The organism is Angustibacter peucedani, assembly GCF_054779595.1.
The window spans coordinates 1-24,909 of the sequence record NZ_BAAGXY010000010.1; the positions used below are offsets into that span (position 1 = coordinate 1).

The window sequence follows — 24,909 nt, forward strand, 5'->3', positions numbered from 1 at the left end:
GTCGTCGCCGCCGCCGACCAGCACGACGCGTTGCACCGCCGGCGAGCCCTCGCCCGGGGCCCACGGCACCCGGACGTGCTCGCCCTCGCCGCCGCGCACGCGCTCGCGCCGCAGCGTGACCTCGAGGTCGACGCCCAGCCGCTCGCACACCTGCCGCGCACCGGGGAGCGGCTCGGGGCCGTCGTCCCCCTGGCGCACCGGCAGCGCGAGGACGTCGACCGGCGCACCCGCTCCGGTGACGACGTCCAGCAGGCGACCGGGCACCGGTCGGATGCGAGGTGCACGCACGGCGGCTCCTGTCAGCGGGGGTGGGGCGTCTCGACCCTACCGACCCCGAGATCTGTGCTGTCGTGCACACGACGACGGGCCCTCCCCGCGTGGGGATGGCCCGTCGTCGTGGAGCGGGTCGGGTGTCAGCCCGCGGCGCCCTTGAGGGCGTCACCGAGGGCGTTCGCCTCGTCCGGCGTCATCTCGACCACCAGCCGGCCGCCGCCGTCGAGCGGCATGCGCATGACGATGTCACGACCTTCCTTGGTCACCTCGAGCGGACCGTCCCCGGTCCTGGGCTTCATGGCGGCCATTCGCCGACCCCTTTCGGTTCGCGGACGCCGTGCAGCCCGGTGCTGGGTGTGGACGGCGGGGTGTTCTGACCCATTATCCCGCGCAGACGCGCCGTGCGGAAATCCGGTCCGGCGGACGACGACCCGATCGGCGGCACGGCAGACTGTCTGCGTGAGCGCCGATGACCGCACCGTCCCGTCCGACCAGCCGTCCGACCAGCCGTCCGAGCAGCCGTCCGAGCAGCCCGTGGCGTACGAGCGCGCAGGGGCCGTGGCCGTCGTCCGGCTGCAGCGACCGGAGGCCATGAACTCGCTCGACCGGGCCACCAAGGTCGCGCTGCTCGCGGCGCTGCAGCAGGCCGCGGACGACGCGTCCGTGCGCGCCGTGCTGCTCACCGGCACCGGCCGCGCCTTCAGCGCAGGGCAGGACCTGCGCGAGCACGTCGCCGACCTGCGGGCCGCGGGCGAGGGCGACGGCGGCTCGTCGTTCGAGCTCGGCCGCACGGTGCGCGAGCACTACAACCCGATCGCCACGCTGCTCGCGACGATGCCCAAGCCGGTGGTGGCGGCGGTCAACGGCGTCGCGGCCGGCGCGGGCGCGTCGTTCGCGTTCGCGGCCGACGTCCGGCTGGTCGCCGAGAGCGGCGGGTTCAACCTGGCGTTCAGCGCGATCGCGCTCTCGTGCGACTCGGGCTCGTCGTGGTGGCTGCCGCGGCTGGTCGGCATCGCGCGCGCCAAGGACCTGCTGCTCTTCCCGCGCACCGTGCGCGCGGCCGAGGCCCTCGAGCTCGGCCTGGCCACGCGGGTCGTGCCGGACGACGAGCTGCCGACCGCCGCGCTCGAGCTGGCGCAGCAGCTGGCGGCGGGCCCGACGCAGGCGTACGCCGCGATCCGCCAGGCGGTGGACTACTCGGCGACCCACGACCTCGCCGACTCGCTGGAGCACGAGGCCGGGCTCATGGACCGCACCGGCGCGACGTCCGACCACCGCGACGCCGTCGAGGCCTTCGTCGCCAAGCAGCGCCCCACCTTCACCGGCACCTGACCCACCCCGGCGCGGGCGGCCCACCCACCGCACCTGCTTGAGGAGTCGGGCTCAAGACGCCCGGATGGGCCCGAGTTCTTAAGAACGTGCGGCAGCGGGCCGGGGCGGCGGGGGATCAGGGCGGGAAGTCGGTGGGCGGGTGGAAGAGCAGCAGGTCGTCGACCCAGTGCACCTGCCACCACAGGCCGACGACGGCGAGGGCCGCGACCGCCCACCGCGAGCGCACCGCCACCGCCAGCACGCCCCACAGCGGGAAGACCAGCAGCAGGTACCGGAACGTCGAGGTCCACGGCTCGGTGACGGCCAGCAGGTACAGCGGGTACGCGAGCGTCCAGGTCTGCAGCTCGGGCCCCACCCGTCGTCCCCACGGCGACAGCACCAGCGCCACCAGGGCGATGCCGCCGAGCACCAGGTAGGTCGGCCCGCGGTCGCCCCACAGCAGGTGCGAGATGCCCACGGCCTGGTGGAACGGCTGGATCACCCCGCCGGTGCGCCACGCGGCCTGGGTGCGCTCGTAGGCGTCCGACGACCCGAGCCGCAGCCCGACCAGCGCCGGCCACAAGATGCTGGACGCCGCGCTGAGCAGCCCCAGCCCCACCACCGCCAGCCGCTGCGACCACGGGAACGGCTCGCGCCCCCGCGCCGCCCGCACCCACCGCACGACGAGGTGGGTCAGGACGACGACCGCGAACGGCGCCACGACCGGGCGGGTCAGCGACAGCGCCAGGACGGCGAGCGCCGCCCACCCGTAGCGCCGCTCGAGCAGCCACCACGCCGCCAGGGCGAGCAGCAGCAGCGCGAGGCTCTCGCTGTAGGCGATCTGCAGCGACGGCGCCGACGGGAACGCGCACAGCAGCACCGCGCCGCCCCAGCCGGCCCGTCGTCCGGCGACCTTCTGCAGCACCCGCATCACGACGTGCACCGCGCACGCGCCCAGCACCAGGTTGACCGCGACGGCCGCCACCGCGAACGGCAGGTCGGTCACCGCCATGACGGCCCGCACCGTGCACGGGAAGCCCGGGAAGAACGCCCACGGGTTCTGCTGCACGTTCCCGAGCTGGTCGAGCGGCAGCTCGGCGGGGTACCCGTGCTCGGCGATGATCTTGTACCACTGGCCGTCCCACAGCTGGGCCATGTCGAAGTAGTTCGAGCGCGGCCCGGTCCAGATGCTCTGCGGCTGGTGCTCGGCCGCGCGGGCGATGAAGACCGCGCCCCACACCCGGGTCAGCGCGTAGACGACGAGCAGCGTGACGACGTCCACGCGCGAGCGCACGCCGTCACGCGCGGACCGCAGCACCTCGCTCACTCCCCGGCCACGTGGCACCCCGCCACGTGGTCGTCGACGAGCCCGCAGGCCTGCATCGCGGCGTACGCAGTGGTCGGCCCGACGAAGGTGAAACCCTTGCGCTTCAACGCCTTTGCGAGCGCCGTCGACTCCGGCGTGACCGCCGGCACGTCGTCGAACGAGGCCGGACGACGACGCCGGGCCGGCGGGGCGAACGACCACACGAGCGCGTCAAGCCCGCCATCAGCACGCAGCTCGACCACCGCGCGCGCGTTGGTGATGACGGCGTTCACCTTGGCCCGGTTGCGGACGATGGCGGCGTCGGCCATCAGCCGCTCGACGTCCATCTCGTCGTAGGCCGCGACGACGTCGGCGTCGAAGCCGGCGAAGGCGGCGCGGAAGCCCTCGCGCTTGCGCAGGATCGTCAGCCACGACAGGCCCGACTGGAACGCCTCGAGCGTCACGCGCTCGTAGAGCGCCCGCTCGCCGTGCACCGGCCGGCCCCACTCCTCGTCGTGGTAGACCGCGTAGTCGGGCGTGCTCGCGCCCCACGCGCAGCGGGCGAGCCCGTCGTCGCCGACGACCAGCGAGCTCACGGGCTGCCCTGCTCGACGTCGCGCGCCACCTTGCGCAGCACCGCGCCGAACACCACGCGACCGGCGAGCCGGCTGGCCGCCCCGGCGAACGGCAGCCGGCGCACGCCGGCGACCTCGAGGTCCTCGGTCCAGCTGACCTGGCAGCGGGAGGGGCCCAGCGAGCGGACGACGAACGTCGCGCTGCCCAGCACCACGCGCCCGCTCTTGCGCACCGTGCAGCGTCCCGGCTGCGTCGCCGTCGGCGGCTGCCACTCGGTGACCGTCATCGGGTCGTCGAAGCCCAGCGGCCCGAGCGCCGTGCGCCCCACGAACTGCGCGCCGACGCCGTCAGGCCGGGCGGACGTCGTCCGCACCGTGGTGAGGGCGACCCAGCGGCCGTGGTTCGGCCAGTCGGTGAGCACGGCCCACGCGCGCTCGGCGGGCGCGGCGAGCTCGCGGCTGACGGTGAACGAGGCCACCGTCAGGCGCCACGCAGCCGGGCGATCTCGGCGTCGCGCTCGGCCAGCTGCGCGTCGCGGGAGGCCAGCTCGTCGGAGAGCCGGTCGAGCACCTCGTCGACCTCGTCCATGCGGTAGCCGCGCAGGCCGATCGAGAACCGCACGCCGGCGACGTCCTCGGCCGCGACGGCGTCCTCGGGCAGCCCGGCCTCGGGCAGGCTCGACTCGGCCTCGGGCAGGCCGCCCTGCACCACCCCGGCCGCGACGGCACCGACCGCGGCCACCACGGCCAGCACGACGAGGATCTGCAGCAGGCTCACGCGGTCATGGTGTCACGGCCGACCCCGGCTCACGCGGTACCGGACGTCCCGCCGAGCCGGTGGCCCTCGAAGAGCCGCCCGCCGTGCGGCGCGAGCACCGCCTCGACGAGGGTCACGAGCGGCTGGACGTCGCCGCCCGCCGCCGCCCGCACGGCCGCCGGGAGGTCGGCCGCGAGCGTCAGGCCCTCGTCGGAGTCCAGGGCGCGCAGCTCGCGCAGCAGTCCCTTGCCGCGGCCGGTCCAGCGCCGTCGTCCGGTCAGGGCCAGCGCGCCCACCTCGGCCATGAGCAGGACGGCCACCGCCAGCCGCTCGTCGTCGTCGCGCGCCCCCACGAGGTCGTCGAGCTGGTCGGTGACGGCGTAGCGGGCCGACGCGAGCTCGTCGGGCGACAGCGGCCGCGGACCGGCGGCGATCTCGGCCCGCGCCGCCGCCTGCAGCTCCGCGCCGCGCCCGCTCGGGTCGACCAGCACCAGCGACTCGCCGACCAACCGCTGGATCGTGGGCTGGCGACGGTCCTGGTCCGTGCCGCGGTAGTGCACGAGCGAGGCCTCGGTGTGCACGAAGAGCTCGGCCGGCCACCCCTCGTGGTGGGTCGAGTCGCGGTACGGCGCCGGCGGCCCGGGCAGCAGCACCGTGACGTCGAGGTCGGACGTCGGCGACGCGTCACCGCGCACCACGCTGCCACCGAGCCACGCGGCCAGGGCATCGGGGAAGCGCTGCGCCACAAGGCTTCTGGCGGCGTCGACCGGCTCGGGACGGTCGGGGCTCATGCGGCGCTACGTGCGGTCAGCCGGCCTCGGCCACGCCGGGTCGGGCCACCAGCCCCGCGGCCAGGGTGCGCACCAGGTCGGGGACGTCGTCCTCCGCCAGCCGCACGGTCGCCAGGCACGTGGTGTCCTGCCAGATCGACAGCACCACCCGGCCGGCCTCGGGGTGCGAGCTCACCCGCAGCGTGCGGCCCGCGACGTCGCGGCCCACCAGCACGGTTCCCCGTGACGGCAGCGGCGAGACGGTCATGACCCATGGTCACGCAGGGTCGCGCGGGCTGTCCAGGGATTGGTCGGACTCGCGGATGACGCGCACGGCCTCGTCGACGTCGTCCGTCAGCGTCAGCAGCGCGAGGTCGCGCTCGTTGATCGTGCCGTGGTCGAGCGCGGCGCTGCGCAGCCAGTCGAGCAGCCCGCCCCAGTACGTCGTGCCGAGCAGCACGATCGGGAACCGCGTGACCTTCTGGGTCTGCACCAGCGTGAGGGCCTCGAACAGCTCGTCGCAGGTGCCGAAACCGCCCGGCAGCACCACGAAGCCCTCGGCGTACTTCACGAACATCGTCTTGCGGGCGAAGAAGTAGCGGAAGTTGATGCCGAGCTCGACGTAGTCGTTGATGCCCTGCTCGAACGGCAGCTCGATGCCGAGCCCGACCGAGACGCCGCCGGCCTCGCTCGCGCCCTTGTTGGCGGCCTCCATCGTGCCCGGGCCGCCGCCGGTGATCACGGCGTAGCCGGCCTCGGCCAGCCGACGTCCGACCTCGACGCCGAGCGCGTACGTCGGGGAGTCCGGCGTCGTGCGGGCCGATCCGAAGACGCTCACCGCCCGCCCCAGCTCGGCCAGCGCGCCGAAGCCCTCGACGAACTCGCTCTGGATGCGCAGCACGCGCCACGGGTCGGTGTGCACCCAGTCGGCCGGGCCGCGCGAGTCGAGCAGCCGCTGGTCGGTGGTCTCCTCGGGCACCAGGTCGCCGCGCAGGGTCACCGGACCCTTGCGGTACGCGTGCTCGTCCGAGGCCTTGGGACTCGTCATGGCGCCACGCTATGCCAGCCAGGCCTCCAGCAGGCGCAGGCAGTCGCGGATCTCGCCGACCGGCACGTGCTCGTCGTCGGCGTGGGCCTTCAGCGGGTCGCCCGGGCCGAAGTTCACCGCCGGGACGCCGATCTCGCTGAACCGCGCGACGTCCGTCCACCCGTACTTGGGGCCGGGCTCCTCGCCCACCGTCTCGACGAAGGCCTTGGCCATCGGGCGGTCGAGCCCGGGGCGCGCGCCGGGCGCGGCGTCGGTCACCTCGACGTCGAAGCCGGTGAACAGCTCGCGCAGGTGGTGCTCGGCGTCCTGCACGCTCTTGCTGGGAGCGAAGCGGTAGTTGACCGTGACGACGCAGCGGTCCGGGATGACGTTGCCGGCGACCCCGCCGTTGACCAGCACCGCGTTGAGGCTCTCGCGGTAGACCAGGCCCTCGACCTCGACGTCCTGCGTCTCGTAGGCGGCGAGCCGGTTGAGCACCGCCCCGGCGGCGTGGATCGCGTTCTCGCCCATCCAGGCGCGCGCGCTGTGGGCGGCCTTGCCGTGCGTGGTGACCTCGACCCGCATGGTGCCGTTGCAGCCGCCCTCGACGCGCACGCAGGTCGGCTCGAGGAGGATCGCGAAGTCGGCGGCGAGCAGCTCGGGCGCCTCGCGGGAGATGCGGCCCAGGCCGTTGCGCTCGGACTCGACCTCCTCGCCGTCGTAGAAGACGAACGTGATGTCGCGGTTCGGCTCGGGCAGCCGGGCGGCCAGCGCCAGCTGCACCGCGACGCCGCTCTTCATGTCGCACGTGCCGCGGCCGAACAGCAAGTCGCCGTCGTACCAGGTCGGCAGGTTGCGCTCGGCCGCCAGCGGCACGGTGTCGAGGTGACCGGCGAGCACCACGCGCTCGCCCCGGCCGAGCTCGGTGCGGGCCACGACCGCGTCGCCGTGGCGGGTGACCGCCAGGTGCGGCAGCGCGCGCAGCGCGGTCTCGACGGCGTCCGCGATCGTGCGCTCGTCGCCGCTCACCGACTCGACGTCGCACAGCACCTGGGTCAGGTCGACGGGGTCGGACAACAGGTCGAGGACGGGCGCGCTCATGGCCCCCGACCCTAGCCGGGTCTCGGCCCAGCCCGTCCCTCTACCCTGGACGCCATGACCGACACCCGCGCCGCCTGGGGCCACGGCCTCGCCACGACGACGGACGCCGGCCAGGTGCTGGACGTCTGGTACCCCTCCCCCGCGCTGGGGCCGGCGCCCGAGCAGAGCGGGCCGTTCGACGTCCCCGCCGAGCTGGCGGCGCTGGAGCGCACCGACCCGGTGCGCGGCGTGCGGGTGTCGGTGGTGCGCACCGAGATCGACCTGGACGTCGCCCCCGCCGACCCCGCGGACGCCTACCTGCGCCTGCACCTGCTCTCGCACCGGCTCGTCGCGCCCCACGGACAGAACCTCGACGGCATCTTCGGCGTGCTCGCCAACGTGGTCTGGACCAGCGCGGGTCCGTGCGCCGTCGAGGACTTCGAGGCCACGCGGCTGCGGCTGATGGTCGGCGGCGAGCGCGTCACCGTCTACGGCATCGACAAGTTCCCGCGGATGGTCGACTACGTCGTCCCGTCCGGCGTCCGGATCGCCGACGCCGACCGCGTGCGCCTCGGCGCGCACCTCGCCAGCGGGACGACGGTCATGCACGAGGGCTTCGTCAACTACAACGCCGGCACCCTCGGGACCTCGATGGTCGAGGGCCGCATCGTCGCCGGCGTCGTCGTCGGCGACGGTTCCGACATCGGCGGCGGCGCGTCGATCCTCGGGACGCTGTCGGGCGGCGGCAAGGACGTCGTCTCGGTCGGCCGGCGCTGCCTGCTCGGCGCCAACGCCGGCATCGGGATCAGCCTCGGCGACGACTGCGTGGTCGAGGCCGGCCTCTACGTCACCGCCGGCACCAAGGTCACCGTCGCGGACGGCGAGCACGCCGGCACGGTGGTCAAGGCGCGCGAGCTGTCGGGCACCTCGAACATGCTGCTGCGCCGCAACTCCACGTCCGGACGCGTCGAGATGGTGGCCCGGCCGGGCACCACCGTCGAGCTCAACGCCGCCCTGCACGCGAACTAGGCGGCGCTGGTGAGGCTCTCGCACCGAGGGCGGGTCGTCCGCAACGCCGTCGTCGCCCTCGTGGTGGTCGCGGTGGTCGGGTTCGTCGTCCTGCAGCTCAAGCACGTCGCGACGCCGTTCGGGTCGCCGTCGTGCCAGGCCACCGCCAACGGGACGTCGTTCGAGGTCTCGCCCGAGCAGATGGCCAACGTCGCCACGATCGCCGGGATCTCGGTCAAGCGCGGCCTGCCGGCACGGGCGGCGACGATCGCGCTGGCCACGGCCCGCCAGGAGTCGAAGTTCGTCAACCTCGACTACGGCGACCGCGACTCGCTCGGGCTCTTCCAGCAGCGGCCGTCGCAGGGCTGGGGCACCAAGGCCCAGGTGACCGACCCGGTCTACGCGACCAACGCCTTCTACGACGTGCTGGTCAAGATCGACGGCTACCGCTCGATGGAGATCACCAAGGTGGCGCAGCGGGTGCAGCGCAGCGCGTTCCCCGAGGCCTACGCCGACCACGAGCCCGAGGGCCGCGTCTACGCCTCGGCCCTGACCGGCCACTCGACGTCCGCGCTGACCTGCCGCCTCGACCCGGACTCGAAGGCGTCCGGCGCCGCGGGGGTCGCGCCGTTCCTGAAGGGGCTCGGGCGCGAGCAGACCACGGTGCGCTCGACCCGGCTCTCCGGTGGTGGCGCCGCGGGCGTGCGGCTGGCCGAGCCCGACCGCACCCTGGCCTGGTCGTTGGCGCAGTACGCGGTGGGGTCCAGCGAGCGCTTCGGGATCGCCCGCGTCTACGTCGACGGCCGGCTGTGGGACCGCGCGAAGCCGGACGACGGGTGGCGCGCGTCGTCCGACGGCGGTTCGGGCGTCGTGGTGATGTTCACCGAGGACGCCCCACCCGCCTGACACGAGGCCCCGACGAGCCGGTCAGCGCGAGCTGATGGCCTGGTAGTCGCGCTCGGTGGCGCCGACGTAGAGCTGGCGCGGGCGGCCGATCTTGGTCTCGGGGTCCTGGATCATCTCGCGCCACTGGGCGATCCAGCCGGGCAGCCGGCCGAGGGCGAACAGCACGGTGAACATCCGCGTGGGGAAGCCCATCGCCTTGTAGATCAGGCCCGTGTAGAAGTCGACGTTCGGGTACAGCTTGCGCTCGACGAAGTAGTCGTCGGCCAGCGCGATCTCCTCGAGCCGCAGCGCGATCTCGAGCAGCTCGTCGCCGCCCGCGAGCTGCTGCAGCACCTGGTCGGCGGTCTTCTTGATGATCGCCGCGCGCGGGTCGTAGTTCTTGTAGACGCGGTGCCCGAAGCCCATCAGGCGCACGCCCTTCTCCTTGTTCTTGACCTTGGTCATGAAGGAGTCGACGTCGTCGTCCGAGCGCTGGATGCCCTCGAGCATCTCGAGCACAGCCTGGTTGGCGCCGCCGTGCAGCGGGCCGAAGAGCGCGTTGATGCCGGCCGAGACCGAGGCGAACAGGTTGGCCTGCGAGGAGCCGACCAGGCGCACGGTGGACGTCGAGCAGTTCTGCTCGTGGTCGGCGTGCAGGATGAACAGCTGGTCGAGCGCCTTGCTCAGCGTCGGGTCCACCTCGTACGGCTCGGCCGGGAAGCCGAACGTCATGCGCAGGAAGTTGTCGACCAGGCCGAGCGAGTTGTCGGGGTAGAGCATCGGCTGGCCGACGCTCTTCTTGTACGCGTAGGCCGCGATCGTCGGCAGCTTGGCCAGCAGGCGCACGGTCGAGATCTCGACCTGCTCCTCGTCGAAGGGGTTCAACGAGTCCTGGTAGAAGGTCGACAGCGCCGAGACGGCCGACGACAGCACCGGCATCGGGTGGGCGTCGCGGGGGAAGCCCTCGAAGAAGCGCTTGAGCTCCTCGTGCAGCAGCGTGTGCCGGCGGATCCGCTGGTCGAAGTCGTCGAGCTCGGCCTGGGTGGGCAGCTCGCCGTAGATCAGCAGGTAGGTGGTCTCGAGGAACGTCGACTTCTCGGCCAGCTGCTCGATCGGCACGCCGCGGTAGCGCAGGATGCCCGCGTCGCCGTCGATGTAGGTGATGGCCGAGCGGCAGGACGCCGTGTTGACGAACCCGGGGTCGAGCGTGACGTGCCCGGTCTCCTTGAGCAGCGGCGAGATGTTGTACGCGTCCTCGCCGTCGGTCGCCGCCTCGCCCGTGAGGGTCAGCTCGCCGCCGGCGTGCTTGAGAATCGCGTCGTCTGCCATGTCGTCCGCTCCTTCGTCCTCGTCGACCACCCCACGGATCGCGTCGGCGCGGCCGGCGGCGCGCGTCATGAGCGGCCGCAGTTCACCGACGACGCTACCGGGCGGTACCGACCCTCCACCAATCAGGGCCCACCCCGCGGACGCGGTCCGGGGCTCAGACCGTGCCCGAGCGCAGCCGCGCGGCGGCCGCCCCGACCCGCTCGTCGGACGCCGTCAGCGCCACCCGCACGTGCCGTGCACCGGCCGCGCCGTAGAAGGTGCCCGGGGCCACCAGCAGGCCGCCCGCGGCGAGCCGGTCGACGGTCTGCATCGCCGGCTGGTCGGCCGTCGCCCACAGGTACAGCCCGGCCTCGGAGTGGTCGACGCGGAACCCCGCGGCCCGCAGCGCCGGCGCCAGCACCGCCCGCCGCGCGGCGTACCGCGCCTTCTGCTCCGCGACGTGCGCGTCGTCGTCCAGCGCGGCGAGCATCGCCCGCTGCACCGGCCACGGCACGATCATCCCGGCGTGCTTGCGCACCTCGAGCAGCCGGCCGACGAGCGCCGGGTCGCCGGCCACGAAGGCCGCGCGGTACCCGGCGAGGTTCGACTGCTTCGACAACGAGTAGACGCTGAGCAGCCCTTCGTGCGAGCCGCCGCAGACCTCGGGGTCGAGCACGCTCGGCACGCCGTCGACGTGCTCGCCCTCCCAGCCCAGCTCGGCGTAGCACTCGTCGCTGGCCACGACCGCGCCGCGGGCGCGCGCCCACTCGACGACCTTGGCCAGGTGCGCCCGGCCGAGCACGCGGCCGGTCGGGTTGGACGGCGAGTTCAGCCACACCAGCCGCACCGGCCCCGGCCCGACCTGCGCGGTGCCGTCGGCCGGGAGCGGGGTCGCGCCCGCGATCCGCGCCCCGACGTCGTACGTCGGGTACGCCACCTGCGGGTGGACGACGACGTCGCCGGCGCCGAGCCCCAGCAGGGTGGGCAGCCAGGCGACGAGCTCCTTGGAACCGACGGTGGGGAGCACGCCGTCCGGGTCGACGTCCGGCACGCCGCGACGGCGGGCGTACCAGCGGGCGACCGCCTCACGCAGGTCCGGCGTGCCCCAGGTCTGCGGGTACCCGGGCGCGTCCGACGCCGCCCGCAGCGCCTCCTGGACGACGTCCGGCGTGGGGTCGACCGGCGTGCCGACGGACAGGTCGACGATGCCGTCGGGGTGCGAGCGGGCCCGCGCCGCCGCACCGGCGAGCGAGTCCCAGGGGAAGTCGGGGAGACGCACCCTCTTACTCGTCGTGCTCCTGCGGCGGCAGGGCCGTGATGACCGGGTGGTCCTTGGCGATCACGCCGAGCTTGGCGGCGCCGCCGGGCGACCCGAGGTCGTCGAAGAACTCCACGTTGGCCGTGTAGTAGTCCTTCCACTGCTCGGGGACGTCGTCCTCGTAGTAGATGGCCTCGACCGGGCAGACCGGCTCGCAGGCACCGCAGTCGACGCACTCGTCGGGGTGGATGTACAGCGACCGCTCACCCTCGTAGATGCAGTCGACCGGGCACTCCTCGATGCACGCCTTGTCCTTGAGGTCGACGCAGGGCTGGGCGATGACGTACGTCACGGTGCGTTCCTCCTCGTGCGGTCGGCGCTGGGGCCGCCGTGGCTGCGACTGGCGCGTCGCACGCCAGGTCCGCCGCCTAGTATCGCGGACAGCGCCCCAGCAGCGAACAGGGAGGGTCCCCGTGTCGTCGCGCGTCGTCCCCCGCCTCGGTCCCGACCTGGTCGGCCAGCGGGTCGTGGTGCGCCGCCGGCTGGGCGGCGGGCGGGTCGGCGACCTGCTCGGCGAGCTGCTGGCGTGGGACGCGGACGGCGACGGGCTGGTGCGCGTGCGCACCCGGCACGGCGAGGTGGCCGTGGCGATCAGCGAGGTCGTCGCGGGCAAGGCCGTCCCCCCGGCGCCCACCCGGCGCGGCGCACCGCACCGCGCGCTCGGCTGGGAGCAGCTCGAGGACGTCGCGGCCGACGGCTGGCGCCCGCTCGAGCTCGCCTGGCTCGGCGCGCCGGGCCAGGGCTGGCGGTTGCGAGCGGCCGAGGGCTTCACCGGACGCGCCAACTCGGCGCTCGCCGTGGGCGACCCGGGCCTCCCGCTCGAGGCCGCCGTCGACGCCGTGGAGGCCTGGTACGGCGAGCGCGGGCTGCCGGCGCGGTTCGGGCTGCCCTGGCCGCTGGACGCGCGCGCCGCCCCCGCCGAGGACGACGGCCCACCCGCTCGCGACAGCGCCGTCGACACCGAGCTGCGAGCCCGCGGCTACGCGCTCGACACCCCGACCCTGGTGCTGACGGCGGCGCCGCGCGAGGTCGCCGCCGCCGTCGTCGTGCCCGGGCAGCCGGGGCTCCCGGCCGACCTCGAGCTGACGCTGGACGACGAGCCGGACGACGACTGGCTGGCCGTCTACCGCTACCGCGGCCAGGAGCTGCCGCCCGTCGCGCGCCGCCTGCTGCTCTCGGCACCGGCGCAGACCTTCGTGTCGGTGCGCTCGTCGTCCGGCACCGTCGCGGTGGGGCGCGCCGCGTCCTCGCGCGGCTGGACCGGCGTGAGCGCGATGGAGGTGACGCCGCGGCACCGGCGGCGCGGCCTGGCCAGCCTGGTGATGGGCGCGCTGGCCGAGTGGGCGCTCGAGCGCGGCGACCGCTCGATGTACCTGCAGGTGGCCGAGAAGAACGTTGCGGCACAAGGGTTGTACGCCGGTGTTGGCTTCGCGCCGCACCACGGGTACCACTACCGGATCAACCGCAGGTGACGTGGTCCTCGGGGATGTACCGCGTGAAGAACTTCTCGGTGCGCACCTGACGGCCGTCCCGCTTGAACACCCGCGTGACCGTGACGTCGAAGCCGGTGCTGGGGCTCTGCTCGACGCAGTCGCCGTCCGTGTCGTGGATCGTGCGCGGCTGCTTCACGTTGGTGCGCGGGCTCTTCAGCGCCTCGACGTCCCAGACCTTGGTGCCGTAGAACGACACCGTCACGTCGCTCTCGGACACCGCGGTCTTGATCAGGATCCCGTGACCCGAGTCGTTGCGGAACTTCTGGTCGACGTCCGGCCACGACACCGTCGCCTCGCGGCCCTCGGGGTACCGCGAGATGTAGAACGAGTGGGCCTTGTGCTGCACCGAGTCCAGCCCGGCGAAGAACACGGCGTTGAACAGCGTCGTCGACACCTGCGAGATGCCGCCGCCGTAGTCGCGCGTCAGGCGCCCGCCGTTGATGACCGGAGCCTGCTGGTAGCCCTTCTCCTTGGTGCGCTGGCCGAGCGCCGCGTTCAGCGAGAACGTCTGCCCCGGCTTCACCACCGTGCCGTCGAGGACGCTCGCCGCGAGCCGGATGTTGCTGGTGCGCGGCGGGTTGAACGGGAAGGCGGTGGTGAAGGTCGACACGCGCTCGACGATGCCGAGGTCCTTCAGAGCCTTCGTGGTCACCTCGGGCTGCACGAGCGCGGGCTCGACCCGCGCCGTGCGGCCGGACGACGTCAGCGCGGGCAGCACGGCCGCCGCCAGGGTCCCGGGGTCCAGCCGGCGACCGGGACGGCCCTCGCGGGTGACCGGCTTGCCACCCACGACGGCGATCGTCGCGTCCCGCGGTGCGGTCTCGACGTCCGGGTCGATCGCGCGCACGACCTTCGCGAGGGCCGTGCCGTCGACCGCCGGGGTGATCCCGCCCTTGCCGTCGGGCTCGGCCGACAGCGTGGGGGCGAGGCGGGCGACCGGCACGGTGACGCGTCGCCCGCCCACCCGCACGGTGATCGGGGCGGACGTCGCGGGCAGGGCGAACTCGTCGAACGCCCGCTGCAGGACGTCGGCCGCCACCTCGGGCTCGCGCACCGTCGCGGGCAGGCGGACGTGGGCGTCGCGGTACCAGCGGTCGGCCAGGGTGCGGGCGGCGGCGGCGCGGTCGACCGTGCGTCCCTCGACCGAGGAGCTGAGCGCCGCCCCGTCGGCCGAGAACGTGATGCCGCCGTCGGCACCCTCTTGGTCGAGGTCGTCGGCGAGAGCCGCGACCGAGCGCTCCAGCGCGGACTGGTCGGTGGTCGTCACCAGGTCGGCCGGGCCGGCGCCGTGCAGGTGGTCCCACAGCCTGGCCGGTGACAGCGAGAAGCCGACCAGCCGGTCGGCCGTCGCCGTGGTGTCGATCCCGAGGCCAGCCTGCGACGGCACGACCTGCGCCTCGGCCTCGCCCACCTGCACCGGCAGCGGCGCGTCCGCCTTGGGCCCGAGCGCGCGGTCCAGCCGCTGGCGGGCCGTGGTGCGGTCGAGCCCGCCGACGTCCACGCCCGCGACGGTGGTTCCGCGAGCAGTGCGGGTGCCCGCCCAGGCCGCCGTGCCGAGGTAGACCACGGCGAGCAGCACGACGACGGCCCCGCCCGCGGCGACCGCGCGGCGGCGCGGGTCGGCCGGCAGACGGTCGACGAGCGGGCTCATCCGAGCCCCAGCAGGGCGCTCACCCGTCTCAGCCTAGGCTCAGCGCAGGTGGGTGTAGGCGCCGCGGTGGTACAGCAGAGGTCCCTCGGGGCTGTCGGGCAGCTCGATCCCGAGCACCTCACCCAGGACGATCGAGTGGTCGCCCGCCGGGTGCACGGCCGTCGTCCGGCACTCGAGCGCCGCCAGGGACTGGTCGAGCAGGGCCACGCCGCTGGCCGGCGCACGGTGGTGCGCGACGCGGTCGAGCTGGCCGTGCAGGGGCCGTCCGCGCGTCGCCAGCCACTGCGAGGCGGGGCGCGCGTGCTCGTCCAGGACGCTCACGCCCCACACGCCGGCCTCGGTGACCGCGTCGTGGAACCGCGCCTCCTGCTCGACGCACACCAGCACCAGCAGCGGTTCGAGAGACACCGAGGTGAAGGCGCTCGCCGTCATCGCGTGGTCGATGCCGTCGACCACCGTCGTGACCACCGTGACGCCCGTCGCGAAGCGGGCCATGGCCCGCCGGAAGCGCGCGACGTCGGCCTCGGAGCCGAGCGGCTCCGGGCGGGACGACGGCACCGCGCTGGTCACTCCCCGACCCTAGCTGCGGGGGTCGGCAGCGGCGCGCGCGGGCAGCACCGCCAGGACGACGAGCAGCGCGAAGCCGGCCAGCATCCAGCCGTAGCCACGGCCGTTGCCCGGCACCAGGACGTCGCCCTCGGGCCGCCGCGGCGACACGAGCAGCACCACGAGGGTCCAGCCCGCAACGCCCGCGACGCGCACCAGGGCCGGCACCGCCCGACGTCCGAGCAGCGCGCCCCACAGGGCGGTCAGGCCGAGGGCGAGCAGCAGCCCGACCGGCCAGCGGTGGGCGCCGGCCACGGCCTGGTGCACGGCGCTGCCGACGGCTGCGACGAGCACCCCGCCGACGGCCGCCAGGACGAGCTTGACCAGGGTCGCCGGCACCGGGTCAGCGTACGCGGGGCTCCTTGCCGGTCAGGTCGATGACCACGCCGTCGCCGTCGCCGTCGGCGGCGTCCCACCGCACGCCACGCGCGCGCGGTGCGTCGTCGCCGTCGACCAGGCCGGGGGCGGCGGGCTCGCTCGCCTCGTGGCGGGCCTGGGCCTCGCGCAGCACGGCCGAGATCTCGGGTCCGATCAGCTCGTGCCGCTCCAGCAGCGCGTCGCGCAGCGCCTCGACGAGGTGCTGGTTGGCGCGCATCAGGTCGCGCACCACGCTCTTCTGCTGCTGCAGCAGGTCCTCGACCATGCGGCGGCCCTCGCTGTCGCCGAGCACCCGGCCGACGAGGTTGGAGTCGTTGAGCGCCGAGCCGTTGATGGCCGCGTACGACACCAGGGTGTCGACCATGCCGGCCGCACCGACCATCTGCGCCGCGACGTTGGTGGCGTAGAGCAGGTCGCCGCCGGGGCCGGTCGAGACGTCGCCGAAGAACAGCTCTTCGGCGACCTGGCCGCCGAACGCCACCTGCACCAGCGAGCGCAGCTCGGAGCGCGAGCGCGTGTAGACGTCCTCGACGTCGCCGTGGGCGAGCAGCCCGAGCGAGTCGCGCCGCTTGATGATGGTGAGGACCTCGAGGCGGCGCTGCGGGGCGACGAGCCAGGCGACGGTGGCGTGCCCGGCCTCGTGCGTCGCGATCAGCCGCTCCTCGTGCTCGGTGTAGCCCACCGGCTGGCCGAGGCCGATCTCGGTGATCATGCGCGCGTGCTCGACGTCCTTCCAGCTCATCTGCCGACGTCCGGCCTCGACCGCGCGCACCAGCGCCTCGTCGAGCAGGCCCTCGAGCATGGCCGGGCTGTAGCCCTGGGTGATCGCGGCGAGCGCGTCGCGGCGGTCGTCGGAGTCCAGGGCCGGCTCGTGCGCCTTCTTGGCCAGGAAGTGGTCGACGATCTGCCGACGTCCGGCCTTGGAGGGCAGGTCGAAGGTCAGCCGCTGGTCGAACCGGCCCGGGCGCATGAGCGCGGGGTCGAGCCGGTCGGCGGTGTTGGTCGAGGCGAGCAGCATGATGTTGGCCCACGGCACGCCCGGGCCCTTGAGCTGGCGGTGGCTCGGCAGCACCAGGTTGGCCAGGTCGGTGAGCTTGCCGCGCAGCTTCTGCCCGCCGGTGGGCTGGTCGAACGACTGCATCTGCACGAGCAGCTCGTTGACGGTCATCTGGCTGTCGCCCTGGCCGACGAACGCGGTCTGCACCGCACCGCCGCCGGCCGAGCCGCTCATGGGCAGCCCGGTGAGGCCGCCGCACCCGAGCAGGGCGCCGGACGCCGCGCTGCTGGGTGCCGCGGTCATGGCTGCACCGCTCGGGCGGGTCAGGGCGATGGCGTCGAACTCGTCGATGAAGCCGATCGCGCCGCCGTACTGACGGGCCGCCTTGCGCAGGGCCTTGAAGAAGTTGCGGATCTGGCGCTGCGAGGCGCCCTGCATGCTCGACTGGAAGGACGTGGCCGTGGCCATGAGGAACGGGACGCCGGCCTCCTTGGCCAGCGCCTTCGCCGTGTGCGTCTTGCCGGTGCCGGGGGCGCCCTCGAACAGCACGCCCCGACGGGCCCGGCCGCCCATCTCGGTGGTGAAGGTCCGGTGCGCCAGGAACAGGTTGAGCGTGCGCACGACCTCGGCCTTGACGACGTCGATGCCCACGACGTCGTCCAGCGTGACGTCGATCTGCTCGGGCCGGACGACGACGTGCGGCGAGCGGCCGGTGACGAAGGTCGAGGCCAGGACGGCCAGGATCATGACGAGGAAGAACGCGCCGGCCATCAGGTAGAGCGGGTCGACGGACGGCAGGTGCGGGCGCCCGACCGGGTCGCCGCTGAGCAGCCGCCACCACATCCACACCAGCACGGCACCGCCGACGACGGCCAGCCGGGTGAGGCGGCGCTGACGGGTGCGCTCGCGCGTGCGCGAGACGTCGGCGTCCTTGAGCGGCGTGGGGCCCGAGGCCTGCTGCAGCAGGCTCGTCGTCGGCACCGAGGTCCGGAACACTTGGCTCTCCCCGTCGTCGGGGCGCTGGCAGCCAGCGCGCTGATGCTCCAGGGTCGCCCATCGCGAGCACCGATGCGCGCTGGCTCACCCGGCTGGTCCCGCCCCCGTCACGCAGCGTGACGCCAGGTCAGGTGCGCGTCAAGACACCTGCGGCGGGTACAGGTCGAGGCCGGCGAACAGGTCGTCCGCGACGCGTCCCGGTACGGCCGCGCGGGGCCCGCTCACCCGGCGGAACCCCTCGCGCGCGGTGAGCCGGTGGGCCTCGCCGTTCGACAGCGCGAACCACGGCGGGTCGACGACCACCTGGGTCTCGTGGGCCTGCAGCGCGGCCACCACGGATGGCAGCTGCTGGGGTGCCTCGACGACGACGTCGAGCGCGGCGTCCGGGACGACGGCGGGCGGGTGCTCCTGGTCGTGCAGCGGCGGGTGCAGGCCGGCCGGCAGCCGCCCGTCGGCCGCGGCGGCCAGCACCGCGCGGCGGTCGGCGTCGGCCCAGGACTGCGCGACCTGCACCCAGTGCACGGCGTGCACCGCCCAGCCCGGCCGGTCGCCGTCCGCGCGCGCCAGCTCGACCGCCCGGGTCGTCACCCGGTGGGCCATCACGTGGTCGGGGTGGCCGTACCCGCCCTGCGGGTCGTAGGTGACGACGACCTGCGGGCGCACCTCGCGCAGGACGTCGGCCAGCAACCCGGCCGCCTCGTCGAGGTCGGCGCGCACGAAAGCGTTGGGGTGCAACGCTTCTCGGTCGGCGTGCACCTCGCCGGCGATGCCCGGCGCGAGCCACGCCATGCCCGAGTCGCGCCACCGGCCGTCGCCGAGCAGGCGCTGGTCGACGTCGCCGAGGGCCCGGACGGCGCGCGCCAGCTCGCGCTCGCGGTGCGGGCCCAGCGCGTCGTCCCGGCTGCTCTCGAGGTGCTGCAGGTGCGGCGGGATGACCTCGCCCTCGTCGCCGAGGGTGCAGGTCACCAGCGCGACGTGCGCGCCCTCGGCCGCGTAGCGGGCCATGGTGAAGCCCGTCGTGAGCGTCTCGTCGTCGGGGTGGGCGTGGACGAGGACGAGCCGGCGAGCGGGCTCGTCGCCCGCTGCCGGCTCGGCCGCGTGTCGTCCTGGGCTCACCCGAGGGCGGGCTCGGCGTCCTTCGCCGGAGCCGCCTTGGCGTCCTGCTCCGGGAAGTGGCAGGCCACCGTGTGCCCCGGGGTCAGCTCGCGCAGCAGCGGGATCTCGGTGGCGCAGCGGTCCTGGGCCTTCCAGCACCGGGTGCGGAAGACGCAGCCCGACGGCGGGTCGGACGGCGAGGGCAGGTCGCCCTGCAGCAGGATCCGGTCGCGCGTGGTCTCGAGGTCGGGGTCCGGCACCGGCACGGCCGACAGCAACGCGTTGGTGTACGGGTGCAGCGGCGCGTTGTACAGGTCGTCGGCGTCGGCGAACTCGACCAGGTGGCCGAGGTACATCACCGCGACGCGGTCCGAGATGTGGCGCACCACGGACAGGTCGTGCGCGATGACGACGTAGCTCAGGCCGAACTCGTCCTGGATGTCCTCGAGCAGGTTGACGACCTGCGCCTGGATCGAGACGTCGAGGGCCGAGACCGGCTCGTCGGCGATGATCACCTTGGGGCGCAGCGTGACCGCTCGGGCGATGCCGATGCGCTGGCGCTGGCCGCCCGAGAACTCGTTCGGGTAGCGGTTGTAGTGCTCGGGGTTGAGCCCGACGCGCTCCATGATGTCCTGGACCGCGGCCTTGACCCCGCCCTTGGGGGTGACGCCCTGGACGTCGTACGGCGCGCCGATGATCGTGCCCACCGTGTGGCGCGGGTTCAGCGAGTTGTACGGGTCCTGGAAGATCATCTGCATCTCGCGACGCAGCGGGACCATCTCCTTGCGGGACAGCCCGGTGATGTCACGGCCCTGGTACTCGATCTTGCCGCCGCTGGGCTCGAGCAGCTTGAGCATGGTGCGGCCGGCGGTGGACTTGCCGCAGCCGCTCTCGCCGACCAGGCCGACGGTCTGGCGCTCGTCGACCCCGAACGTCACGCCGTCGACGGCCTTGACGTCCCCGACGTGCCGCTTGAGCAGGCCCTCGCGGATCGGGAAGTACTTCTGCAGGTCGGTGACCTTGAGGATCGGGTCGCTCACGCGCCCTCCTTCTCGACGGCGTTGGGGTTGACCGAGGCGAGGCGCTCGGCGGCCAGGCGCTGCTTGTCCTCGGGCGTGAGGTGGCAGCGGGCCGCGTGGCCCTCGGCGACCTCGTCGAGCTCGGGGCGGACGGTGTCGCAGCGGCCGTCGGTGACGAACTGGTGGTACTGGCAGCGCGGGCGGAACACGCAGCCCTGCGGCAGGTTGATCAGCGACGGCGGCTGGCCGGGGATCGGCGACAGGCGACCGCCACCCGCGTCGTCCAGCCGCGGCAGCGAGCTCAGCAGGCCCCAGGTGTAGGGCATCTGCGGGCGGTAGAAGATGTCGCGCACCGTGCCGCGCTCGACGACGCGCGCGCCGTACATGACGGCGACGTCGTCGGCGGTCTCGGCCACGACGCCGAGGTCGTGGGTGATCAGGATGATCGCGGTGCCGAACTCGGACTGCAGCTCGTTCAGCAGCTCGACGATCTGCGCCTGCACCGTGACGTCGAGCGCCGTGGTGGGCTCGTCGGCGATGAGCAGGTCGGGGTCGTTGATCAGCGCCATCGCGATCATGACGCGCTGGCGCATGCCGCCCGAGAGCTGGTGCGGGTACTCGTTCGCCCGGCGCTCGGCGTTGGGGATGCCGACCTTCTTGAGCAGCTCGACGGCGCGCTTGCGGGCGTCGGTCTTGTTGATGTCGCGGTGCACCTGCACGGCCTCGACCAGCTGGTTGCCGATCGTGTAGAAGGGGTGCAGCGAGCTCAGCGGGTCCTGGAAGATCATCGACATCCGCTTGCCGCGCAGCTCGCGCAGCCGGTTCGGCGAGGCGGTGACGAGCTCCTCGCCGTCCAGCCGGATCGAGCCGGTGATCTTGGTGCGCTTGCGGTTGTGCAGGCCCATGACGGCGCCGCTGGTGACCGACTTGCCCGAGCCGGACTCGCCGACGATGGCGAGCGTGCGGCCCTTGTCGACCTCGAACGACACGCCGTCGACGGCCCGGACGACGCCGTCGTCGGTCGTGAACTGGACGTGGAGGTCCTCCACCTCGAGGAAGCTCATGCCAGTCTCACTCTCGGGTCGATGACGGCGTACAGCAGGTCGACGACCAGGTTGGCCAGGATCACGAACGCGGCCGCCACCAGCACGGTACCGATGATGAGCGGCAGGTCCGACTGCAGCACCGACCCGAGGGCCAGCGAGCCCAGGCCCGGCAGGGCGAAGATCTGCTCGGTGATGACCACACCGCCCAGCAGCGTGGCCAGGTCGAGGCCGGCGGCGGTGACGATCGGCGTCAGGCCGGCCCGCAGGCCGTGCTTGCCGATGACCCGGCGCTCGGACAGGCCCTTCGACCGCGCGGTGCGGATGTAGTCCTCGCCCAGCGTCTCGAGCATCTGGTTGCGGGTGAGCCGCGAGTAGAACGCGGCGAACACCACGGCCAGGGTGATCCAGGGCAGGATGAAGGACTTCAGCCAGGCCGCCGGGTCTTCCTTCAGCGGTGTGTAGGCCGGGTAGTCCATGATCCTGAACTTGAAGATGATGAAGTACTGCAGCACCAGACCGATGAAGAACGTCGGGAACGAGTAGCCGATCAGCGCCAGGCCCATGCCGACGCGGTCCTGCCAGCGACCTCGCTTGAGGGCGGCCAGGATGCCGACGGCGACGCCGGAGATCAACCACAGGATGCACGCGCCGACCGACTCGACCGCGGTCACCGGGAACCGGTCCTTGATCAGGGTCGTGACGTTCTCGCCGCGGTTGAAGCTGTAGCCGAGGCAGGGCGCCGGGCACTCGAAGGTCTGGCTGCCGCTGCCGTACGTGCGGCCCGCGACGATGCCCTTGACGAACTGGCCGTACTGGACGACCAGGGGCTTGTCGTAGCCCAGCCGGATCCGGTTCTGCGCGATGACCTGCGGGTTGCACGACTTGCCGCACGTGAGGGCGGCGGGATCGGCAGGCAGCGCCTGGAAGAGCAGGAAGACGACCATGCTCAGCGCGACGAGCATCAGGATCATCGCGACGACGCGCCGGATGATGTAGGTCCCCACGGGAGCCTCCGGGTTCTGGGCAGCGGGAAACCGGGCGCGGGGCCCGGCTCGTGGTCCCGGCGGCGGGGGGTCGCCCCCGCCGCCGGGCCGGTCGATCGAGCTCGGCTCACGGGGCCGGAGAAGTCCGGCCCCGTGAGCTCGAGGTCACTTCTTGACGTACAGGTCGGCGTAGCTCCAGGAGCCGTACGGCGCCCAGATGTACACCTTGCCACCGTCACCGCTGGCGGCACCGACCTTGGAACCGGCGAGGCGCTGCTCGCGGCCGAAGCGCGTCGGGAGGACCCACGCGTTCTGCATGGCCTCCTTGTTCAGCTCCTTCCACATCTCGCCCTGCTTCGCCCGGTCCGTCTCGGCCTTGGCCGCGTTGGACTTGTCGGTGAAGGCCTTGTCGTCAGCCTGCGACAGGTTGAAGCCACCAGCCGGCGTGAACAGCTCGGGGATGACCGTCGAGGCGTTCAGCCAGTCCGGACCCCAGCCGGCGGAGGCCATGGCCTCCTCCTTCGTCTTGTCCTGGACGATGGAGTAGTACTCGCCCGGGGGCAGCGGCGACAGCTTGAGCTTGATCCCGGCCTTGGCCAGCGAGGCCTGCAGCGAAGCGGCAGCCTTGTCGGCGTCCGGGGTCTTGCCGTACTGGTAGGTGATCGTCGGCATCGGCTCGCCCGACTCCTGGATCAGCTTCTTGGCGAGGTCGGGGTTGCCCGTGTCGGGAACCTGACCGCCGAACATGCCGTCCCACATGCCCGACTTGGCGTAGTCGGCCGGGAGGTTCGGCTTGATGACGCCGTCCGCCAGGTCACCGGCGAACGAACCACCGGCGATGGTGCGAAGGGCCGCACGGTCGGCAGCGACGAGGATCGCCTGGCGCTGCTTGACGTTCGGGACCTTCTTGGTGTTGATCGCGATGTACCGCGAGTACGGGTCGAACTCGTTCACGCGGCGCGACTCGAAGCGCGGGTCGTTGAAGACCGTCGTCAGCGAGGCGGTGTCGAGCGAGTCGCGCGAGATCGCGGACTGGTCCTCACCGGCGTCGGCCATCATGCGCTGGTCGATCGTGGTGGACTCGAGCGCGAACTTGACCACGATCTTGTCCGGGTACGCGGGACGGTAGGAGTCCGTGGCGGCGCTCCAGTTCGTGTTCCGCTCGAGGACCATCTGCTGGCCCTTGGTGTACTCGGTGATCTTGTAGGGGCCGTTCGAGACGACGTTGTCGTCGTACTTCTCGCCGGTGTCCTTGGCCTTCGGGACGGGGGCGAACGCCGACAGCGTGACGGTGTAGTTGAAGTCACCAGCAGCCTGCGAGAGGTGGAAGGTGATCGTCTTGCCGTCCGACGAGCACTCGACGGCCTTGTCGTAGGCCGCGGTGTCGTTCTTCGAGGTCTCGTACGGACCCTTGTACGTCGAGTTGCCGTCCTTGTCCTTGGGGATGTCCAGGAGGCTGATCGCGTAGGTGGGGCCGTCCGTGATGACGGTCTGGGCGAACGTGCGCGAGATGCCGTACTTGATGTCGGCGCAGGTGACGTCCGAGCCGTCCTCCCACTTGACGCCGTCGCGCAGGGTGAAGGCCCAGGTCTTGCCGCCGTCCGACGCCTTGCCGGTGTCGGTGGCGAGGTCGCCGACCAGCTCGCCGGCCTGCGTGCCGTCGGGGCTGATCTTGTAGGCCGTCAGCGTGCGCGCGAAGTACGCGCTCGAGAAGGCGAGGTCCTCACCGGTGTAGTTGCGCTGAGGGTCGATGTGGTTGAACTGCTCGCCGTTGGTCAGGAAGGTGAGAGTTCCACCCTTCTGCCCCTTGCCGCCGTCAGCGCTGTTGCTGCCGCCGTTGTCGTCGCTCCCCCCGCCGCACGCGGCCAGCGCAATCGCGCCGACCGAGGCGAGGGCAACGAAGCGAAGACCGGTCTTGGCCTTGCCCATGTTGTCTCCTCCTGGTCGAAGGACCGAGACTTTTGCTCGGCCCGTCCGGCCCGCCGCGTGCGACGTGCCGCTCCCGGCGCGTGGCCGGGAAGTCTGTGGGTGCTTACGCGCGTCCCGCCCGCGGGTCGAGCGCGTCGCGGATCGAGTCGCCGAGCAGGTTGAAGGCGAGCACGAGGATGAACAGCGCCGTACCGGGGATGAACAGGTACAGCGGGGCCACCTGGTAGAACTTCACCGAGTCGCTGAGCATCTTGCCCCAGGTGGGCGTGGGCTCGCCGACGCCGACGCCCAGGAACGACAGGGCCGCCTCCGCGCCGATGTACGACGGCAGCAGGAGCGAGGAGTACACGAGGATCGGCACCCAGAGGTTCGGCAGGATCTCCTTGAACAGGATCCGCCGGGTCGAGGCGCCCATCGAGATCGCGGCCTCGACGAACTCGCGCTCGCGCAGGCTCAGCACCTGGCCGCGGATGATGCGGGCGAGGTAGGGCCAGCCGAAGACCGCGAAGACCAGCACCAGGAACGCCAGGCGGGCCGGGTTGCCGTCGATGCCGAGCTTCTTGTCGAACAGGTCGACGACGATCGGGCTCAGCGCGATCAGCAGGATCAGCTGCGGGAAGCTGAGGATGAGGTCCATCAGCCGGCCGAGCAGCGAGTCGACCCGGCCGCCGGAGAAGCCGGAGATGATCCCCATTACCACGCCGATGATGCCGGTGAAGAAGGTGCCGAGGAACGCGACCAGCAGCGAGATGCGGCTGCCGTAGAGCAGCTCGGCGAAGATGTCGCGGCCGGTGACCGGCTCGACGCCCAGCAGGTGGTCGAAGCCGATGTCGCTGTTGAGGAAGCCGCCCTTCGGCATGCCGCCGTCACCGATGTTGTTGGTGTTGTAGGCGGTGTCGACGCCGGCGATGCGCGTGATGACCGGCGCCAGGATCGCGACGACGATGTAGAGCAGCACGACGCCGAGGCTGATCATGCCGACCTTGTCGCGCTTCAGCCGGCCCCACGCGATCTGGGACGGCGACCGACCCTGGACTCCCGTCACTCCTTCGGTGACATGCGTCTCCTGCTCCGCAGACTGCGACGCAAGCGTCATGG

General features: G+C 72.8%; 26 protein-coding genes and 1 pseudogene. 4 read left to right on the top strand and 23 right to left on the bottom strand.

Annotated elements, in window-relative coordinates:
* Together ACYVJ4_RS03140 and ACYVJ4_RS03145 are read right to left on the bottom strand one after the other, a co-directional pair.
* Positions 1–288: pseudogene (locus ACYVJ4_RS03140) on the bottom strand (hypothetical protein); the annotation flags it as partial.
* A gap of 125 nt (positions 289–413) precedes the next feature.
* Positions 414–581 (bottom strand): DUF3117 domain-containing protein, encoded by a 168-nt coding sequence (locus tag ACYVJ4_RS03145; RefSeq protein WP_345717515.1) that lies wholly within the window; start codon positions 579–581, stop codon positions 414–416.
* 226 nt (positions 582–807) lie between these two features.
* On the opposite strand from ACYVJ4_RS03145, the gene ACYVJ4_RS03150 reads away from it, so the two are divergent.
* On the top strand, positions 808–1,605 hold the full coding sequence (locus ACYVJ4_RS03150; RefSeq protein WP_460458715.1) for an enoyl-CoA hydratase-related protein: 798 nt from the start codon (positions 808–810) through the stop codon (positions 1,603–1,605).
* Between the two features lie 115 nt (positions 1,606–1,720).
* Here ACYVJ4_RS03150 and ACYVJ4_RS03155 read toward each other — a convergent pair whose 3' ends face one another.
* From ACYVJ4_RS03155 to dapE, 8 genes are read right to left on the bottom strand one after another with little or no spacing between them, the layout of a single operon-like run.
* Positions 1,721–2,911, bottom strand: a complete 1,191-nt coding sequence (locus ACYVJ4_RS03155; protein ID WP_460458655.1) for a hypothetical protein — start codon at positions 2,909–2,911, stop codon at positions 1,721–1,723.
* Positions 2,908–3,486, bottom strand: coding sequence for a DNA-3-methyladenine glycosylase I (locus ACYVJ4_RS03160; RefSeq protein ID WP_460458656.1), 579 nt, complete (start codon positions 3,484–3,486; stop codon positions 2,908–2,910). Before ACYVJ4_RS03160 ends, ACYVJ4_RS03155 begins: the two co-directional genes overlap by 4 nt.
* Complete coding sequence (locus ACYVJ4_RS03165; protein ID WP_460458657.1) at positions 3,483–3,944, bottom strand: SRPBCC family protein; 462 nt, start codon at positions 3,942–3,944, stop codon at positions 3,483–3,485. Before ACYVJ4_RS03165 ends, ACYVJ4_RS03160 begins: the two co-directional genes overlap by 4 nt.
* Before the next feature lie 2 nt (positions 3,945–3,946).
* Entirely contained in the window at positions 3,947–4,243 is a 297-nt protein-coding gene (locus ACYVJ4_RS03170; protein ID WP_460458658.1) for a DivIVA domain-containing protein, read from the bottom strand.
* A 29-nt stretch (positions 4,244–4,272) separates the two neighbouring features.
* The gene (locus ACYVJ4_RS03175) at positions 4,273–5,013 is read right to left on the bottom strand and encodes a nucleotidyltransferase domain-containing protein (RefSeq protein ID WP_460458659.1); all 741 of its coding nucleotides are present in this window, start codon (positions 5,011–5,013) and stop codon (positions 4,273–4,275) included.
* A gap of 16 nt (positions 5,014–5,029) precedes the next feature.
* Entirely contained in the window at positions 5,030–5,260 is a 231-nt protein-coding gene (locus ACYVJ4_RS03180; RefSeq protein ID WP_460458660.1) for a hypothetical protein, read from the bottom strand.
* A 9-nt stretch (positions 5,261–5,269) separates the two neighbouring features.
* A complete protein-coding gene (locus ACYVJ4_RS03185; RefSeq protein WP_460458661.1) occupies positions 5,270–6,040 on the bottom strand; it encodes an LOG family protein in 771 nt (256 codons plus the stop codon).
* A 9-nt stretch (positions 6,041–6,049) separates the two neighbouring features.
* Positions 6,050–7,120 (bottom strand): succinyl-diaminopimelate desuccinylase, encoded by a 1,071-nt coding sequence (dapE, locus tag ACYVJ4_RS03190; RefSeq protein ID WP_460458662.1) that lies wholly within the window; start codon positions 7,118–7,120, stop codon positions 6,050–6,052.
* Between the two features lie 54 nt (positions 7,121–7,174).
* Between dapE and dapD the strand changes: the two genes are divergently transcribed.
* Together dapD and ACYVJ4_RS03200 are read left to right on the top strand one after the other, a co-directional pair.
* Positions 7,175–8,128, top strand: coding sequence for a 2,3,4,5-tetrahydropyridine-2,6-dicarboxylate N-succinyltransferase (gene dapD, locus ACYVJ4_RS03195; protein ID WP_460458663.1), 954 nt, complete (start codon positions 7,175–7,177; stop codon positions 8,126–8,128).
* 9 nt (positions 8,129–8,137) lie between these two features.
* Positions 8,138–9,013 carry a hypothetical protein gene (locus tag ACYVJ4_RS03200; RefSeq protein WP_460458664.1) on the top strand — a complete coding sequence of 292 codons (876 nt, stop codon included), beginning with the start codon at positions 8,138–8,140 and terminating at the stop codon, positions 9,011–9,013.
* Between the two features lie 21 nt (positions 9,014–9,034).
* Here the strand turns inward: ACYVJ4_RS03200 and ACYVJ4_RS03205 are convergent, their stop codons facing one another.
* The 3 genes from ACYVJ4_RS03205 to fdxA all read right to left on the bottom strand — a co-directional run bounded on the left by ACYVJ4_RS03205 (position 9,035) and on the right by fdxA (position 11,910).
* A complete protein-coding gene (locus tag ACYVJ4_RS03205) occupies positions 9,035–10,321 on the bottom strand; it encodes a citrate synthase (RefSeq protein ID WP_460458665.1) in 1,287 nt (428 codons plus the stop codon).
* Positions 10,322–10,475: 154 nt separating this feature from the next.
* Positions 10,476–11,579: a succinyldiaminopimelate transaminase gene (dapC, locus tag ACYVJ4_RS03210; protein ID WP_460458666.1), complete on the bottom strand. Its 1,104-nt coding sequence runs from the start codon at positions 11,577–11,579 to the stop codon at positions 10,476–10,478.
* A 4-nt stretch (positions 11,580–11,583) separates the two neighbouring features.
* A complete protein-coding gene (fdxA, locus tag ACYVJ4_RS03215) occupies positions 11,584–11,910 on the bottom strand; it encodes a ferredoxin (RefSeq protein WP_460458667.1) in 327 nt (108 codons plus the stop codon).
* Between the two features lie 121 nt (positions 11,911–12,031).
* Here fdxA and ACYVJ4_RS03220 point away from each other — a divergent pair, with 121 nt between their 5' ends.
* Positions 12,032–13,090: a GNAT family N-acetyltransferase gene (locus ACYVJ4_RS03220; protein WP_460458668.1), complete on the top strand. Its 1,059-nt coding sequence runs from the start codon at positions 12,032–12,034 to the stop codon at positions 13,088–13,090.
* Here the strand turns inward: ACYVJ4_RS03220 and ACYVJ4_RS03225 are convergent.
* The 10 genes from ACYVJ4_RS03225 to ACYVJ4_RS03270 all read right to left on the bottom strand — a co-directional run bounded on the left by ACYVJ4_RS03225 (position 13,077) and on the right by ACYVJ4_RS03270 (position 24,907).
* A complete protein-coding gene (locus tag ACYVJ4_RS03225) occupies positions 13,077–14,762 on the bottom strand; it encodes a VanW family protein (protein WP_460458669.1) in 1,686 nt (561 codons plus the stop codon). The two genes, ACYVJ4_RS03220 and ACYVJ4_RS03225, sit on opposite strands and share 14 nt — an antisense overlap.
* Positions 14,763–14,801: 39 nt before the next feature.
* The gene (locus tag ACYVJ4_RS03230) at positions 14,802–15,332 is read right to left on the bottom strand and encodes a flavin reductase family protein (RefSeq protein ID WP_460458670.1); all 531 of its coding nucleotides are present in this window, start codon (positions 15,330–15,332) and stop codon (positions 14,802–14,804) included.
* A 9-nt stretch (positions 15,333–15,341) separates the two neighbouring features.
* Positions 15,342–15,707, bottom strand: coding sequence for a DUF6113 family protein (locus ACYVJ4_RS03235; RefSeq protein ID WP_460458671.1), 366 nt, complete (start codon positions 15,705–15,707; stop codon positions 15,342–15,344).
* 4 nt (positions 15,708–15,711) lie between these two features.
* On the bottom strand, positions 15,712–17,739 hold the full coding sequence (locus tag ACYVJ4_RS03240; RefSeq protein ID WP_460458672.1) for an AAA family ATPase: 2,028 nt from the start codon (positions 17,737–17,739) through the stop codon (positions 15,712–15,714).
* Between the two features lie 138 nt (positions 17,740–17,877).
* A complete protein-coding gene (gene mshB, locus ACYVJ4_RS03245) occupies positions 17,878–18,855 on the bottom strand; it encodes an N-acetyl-1-D-myo-inositol-2-amino-2-deoxy-alpha-D-glucopyranoside deacetylase (protein WP_460458673.1) in 978 nt (325 codons plus the stop codon).
* Entirely contained in the window at positions 18,852–19,874 is a 1,023-nt protein-coding gene (locus tag ACYVJ4_RS03250; protein WP_460458674.1) for an ABC transporter ATP-binding protein, read from the bottom strand. The genes mshB and ACYVJ4_RS03250 overlap by 4 nt, the downstream gene beginning before the upstream one ends.
* Complete coding sequence (locus ACYVJ4_RS03255; RefSeq protein WP_460458675.1) at positions 19,871–20,917, bottom strand: ABC transporter ATP-binding protein; 1,047 nt, start codon at positions 20,915–20,917, stop codon at positions 19,871–19,873. The genes ACYVJ4_RS03250 and ACYVJ4_RS03255 overlap by 4 nt, the downstream gene beginning before the upstream one ends.
* Positions 20,914–21,903, bottom strand: coding sequence for an ABC transporter permease (locus tag ACYVJ4_RS03260; protein ID WP_460458676.1), 990 nt, complete (start codon positions 21,901–21,903; stop codon positions 20,914–20,916). The genes ACYVJ4_RS03255 and ACYVJ4_RS03260 overlap by 4 nt, the downstream gene beginning before the upstream one ends.
* A 144-nt stretch (positions 21,904–22,047) precedes the next feature.
* The gene (locus ACYVJ4_RS03265; protein ID WP_460458677.1) at positions 22,048–23,811 is read right to left on the bottom strand and encodes an ABC transporter substrate-binding protein; all 1,764 of its coding nucleotides are present in this window, start codon (positions 23,809–23,811) and stop codon (positions 22,048–22,050) included.
* 103 nt (positions 23,812–23,914) lie between these two features.
* The gene (locus ACYVJ4_RS03270; RefSeq protein WP_460458678.1) at positions 23,915–24,907 is read right to left on the bottom strand and encodes an ABC transporter permease; all 993 of its coding nucleotides are present in this window, start codon (positions 24,905–24,907) and stop codon (positions 23,915–23,917) included.
* Positions 24,908–24,909: the final 2 nt, after the last annotated feature.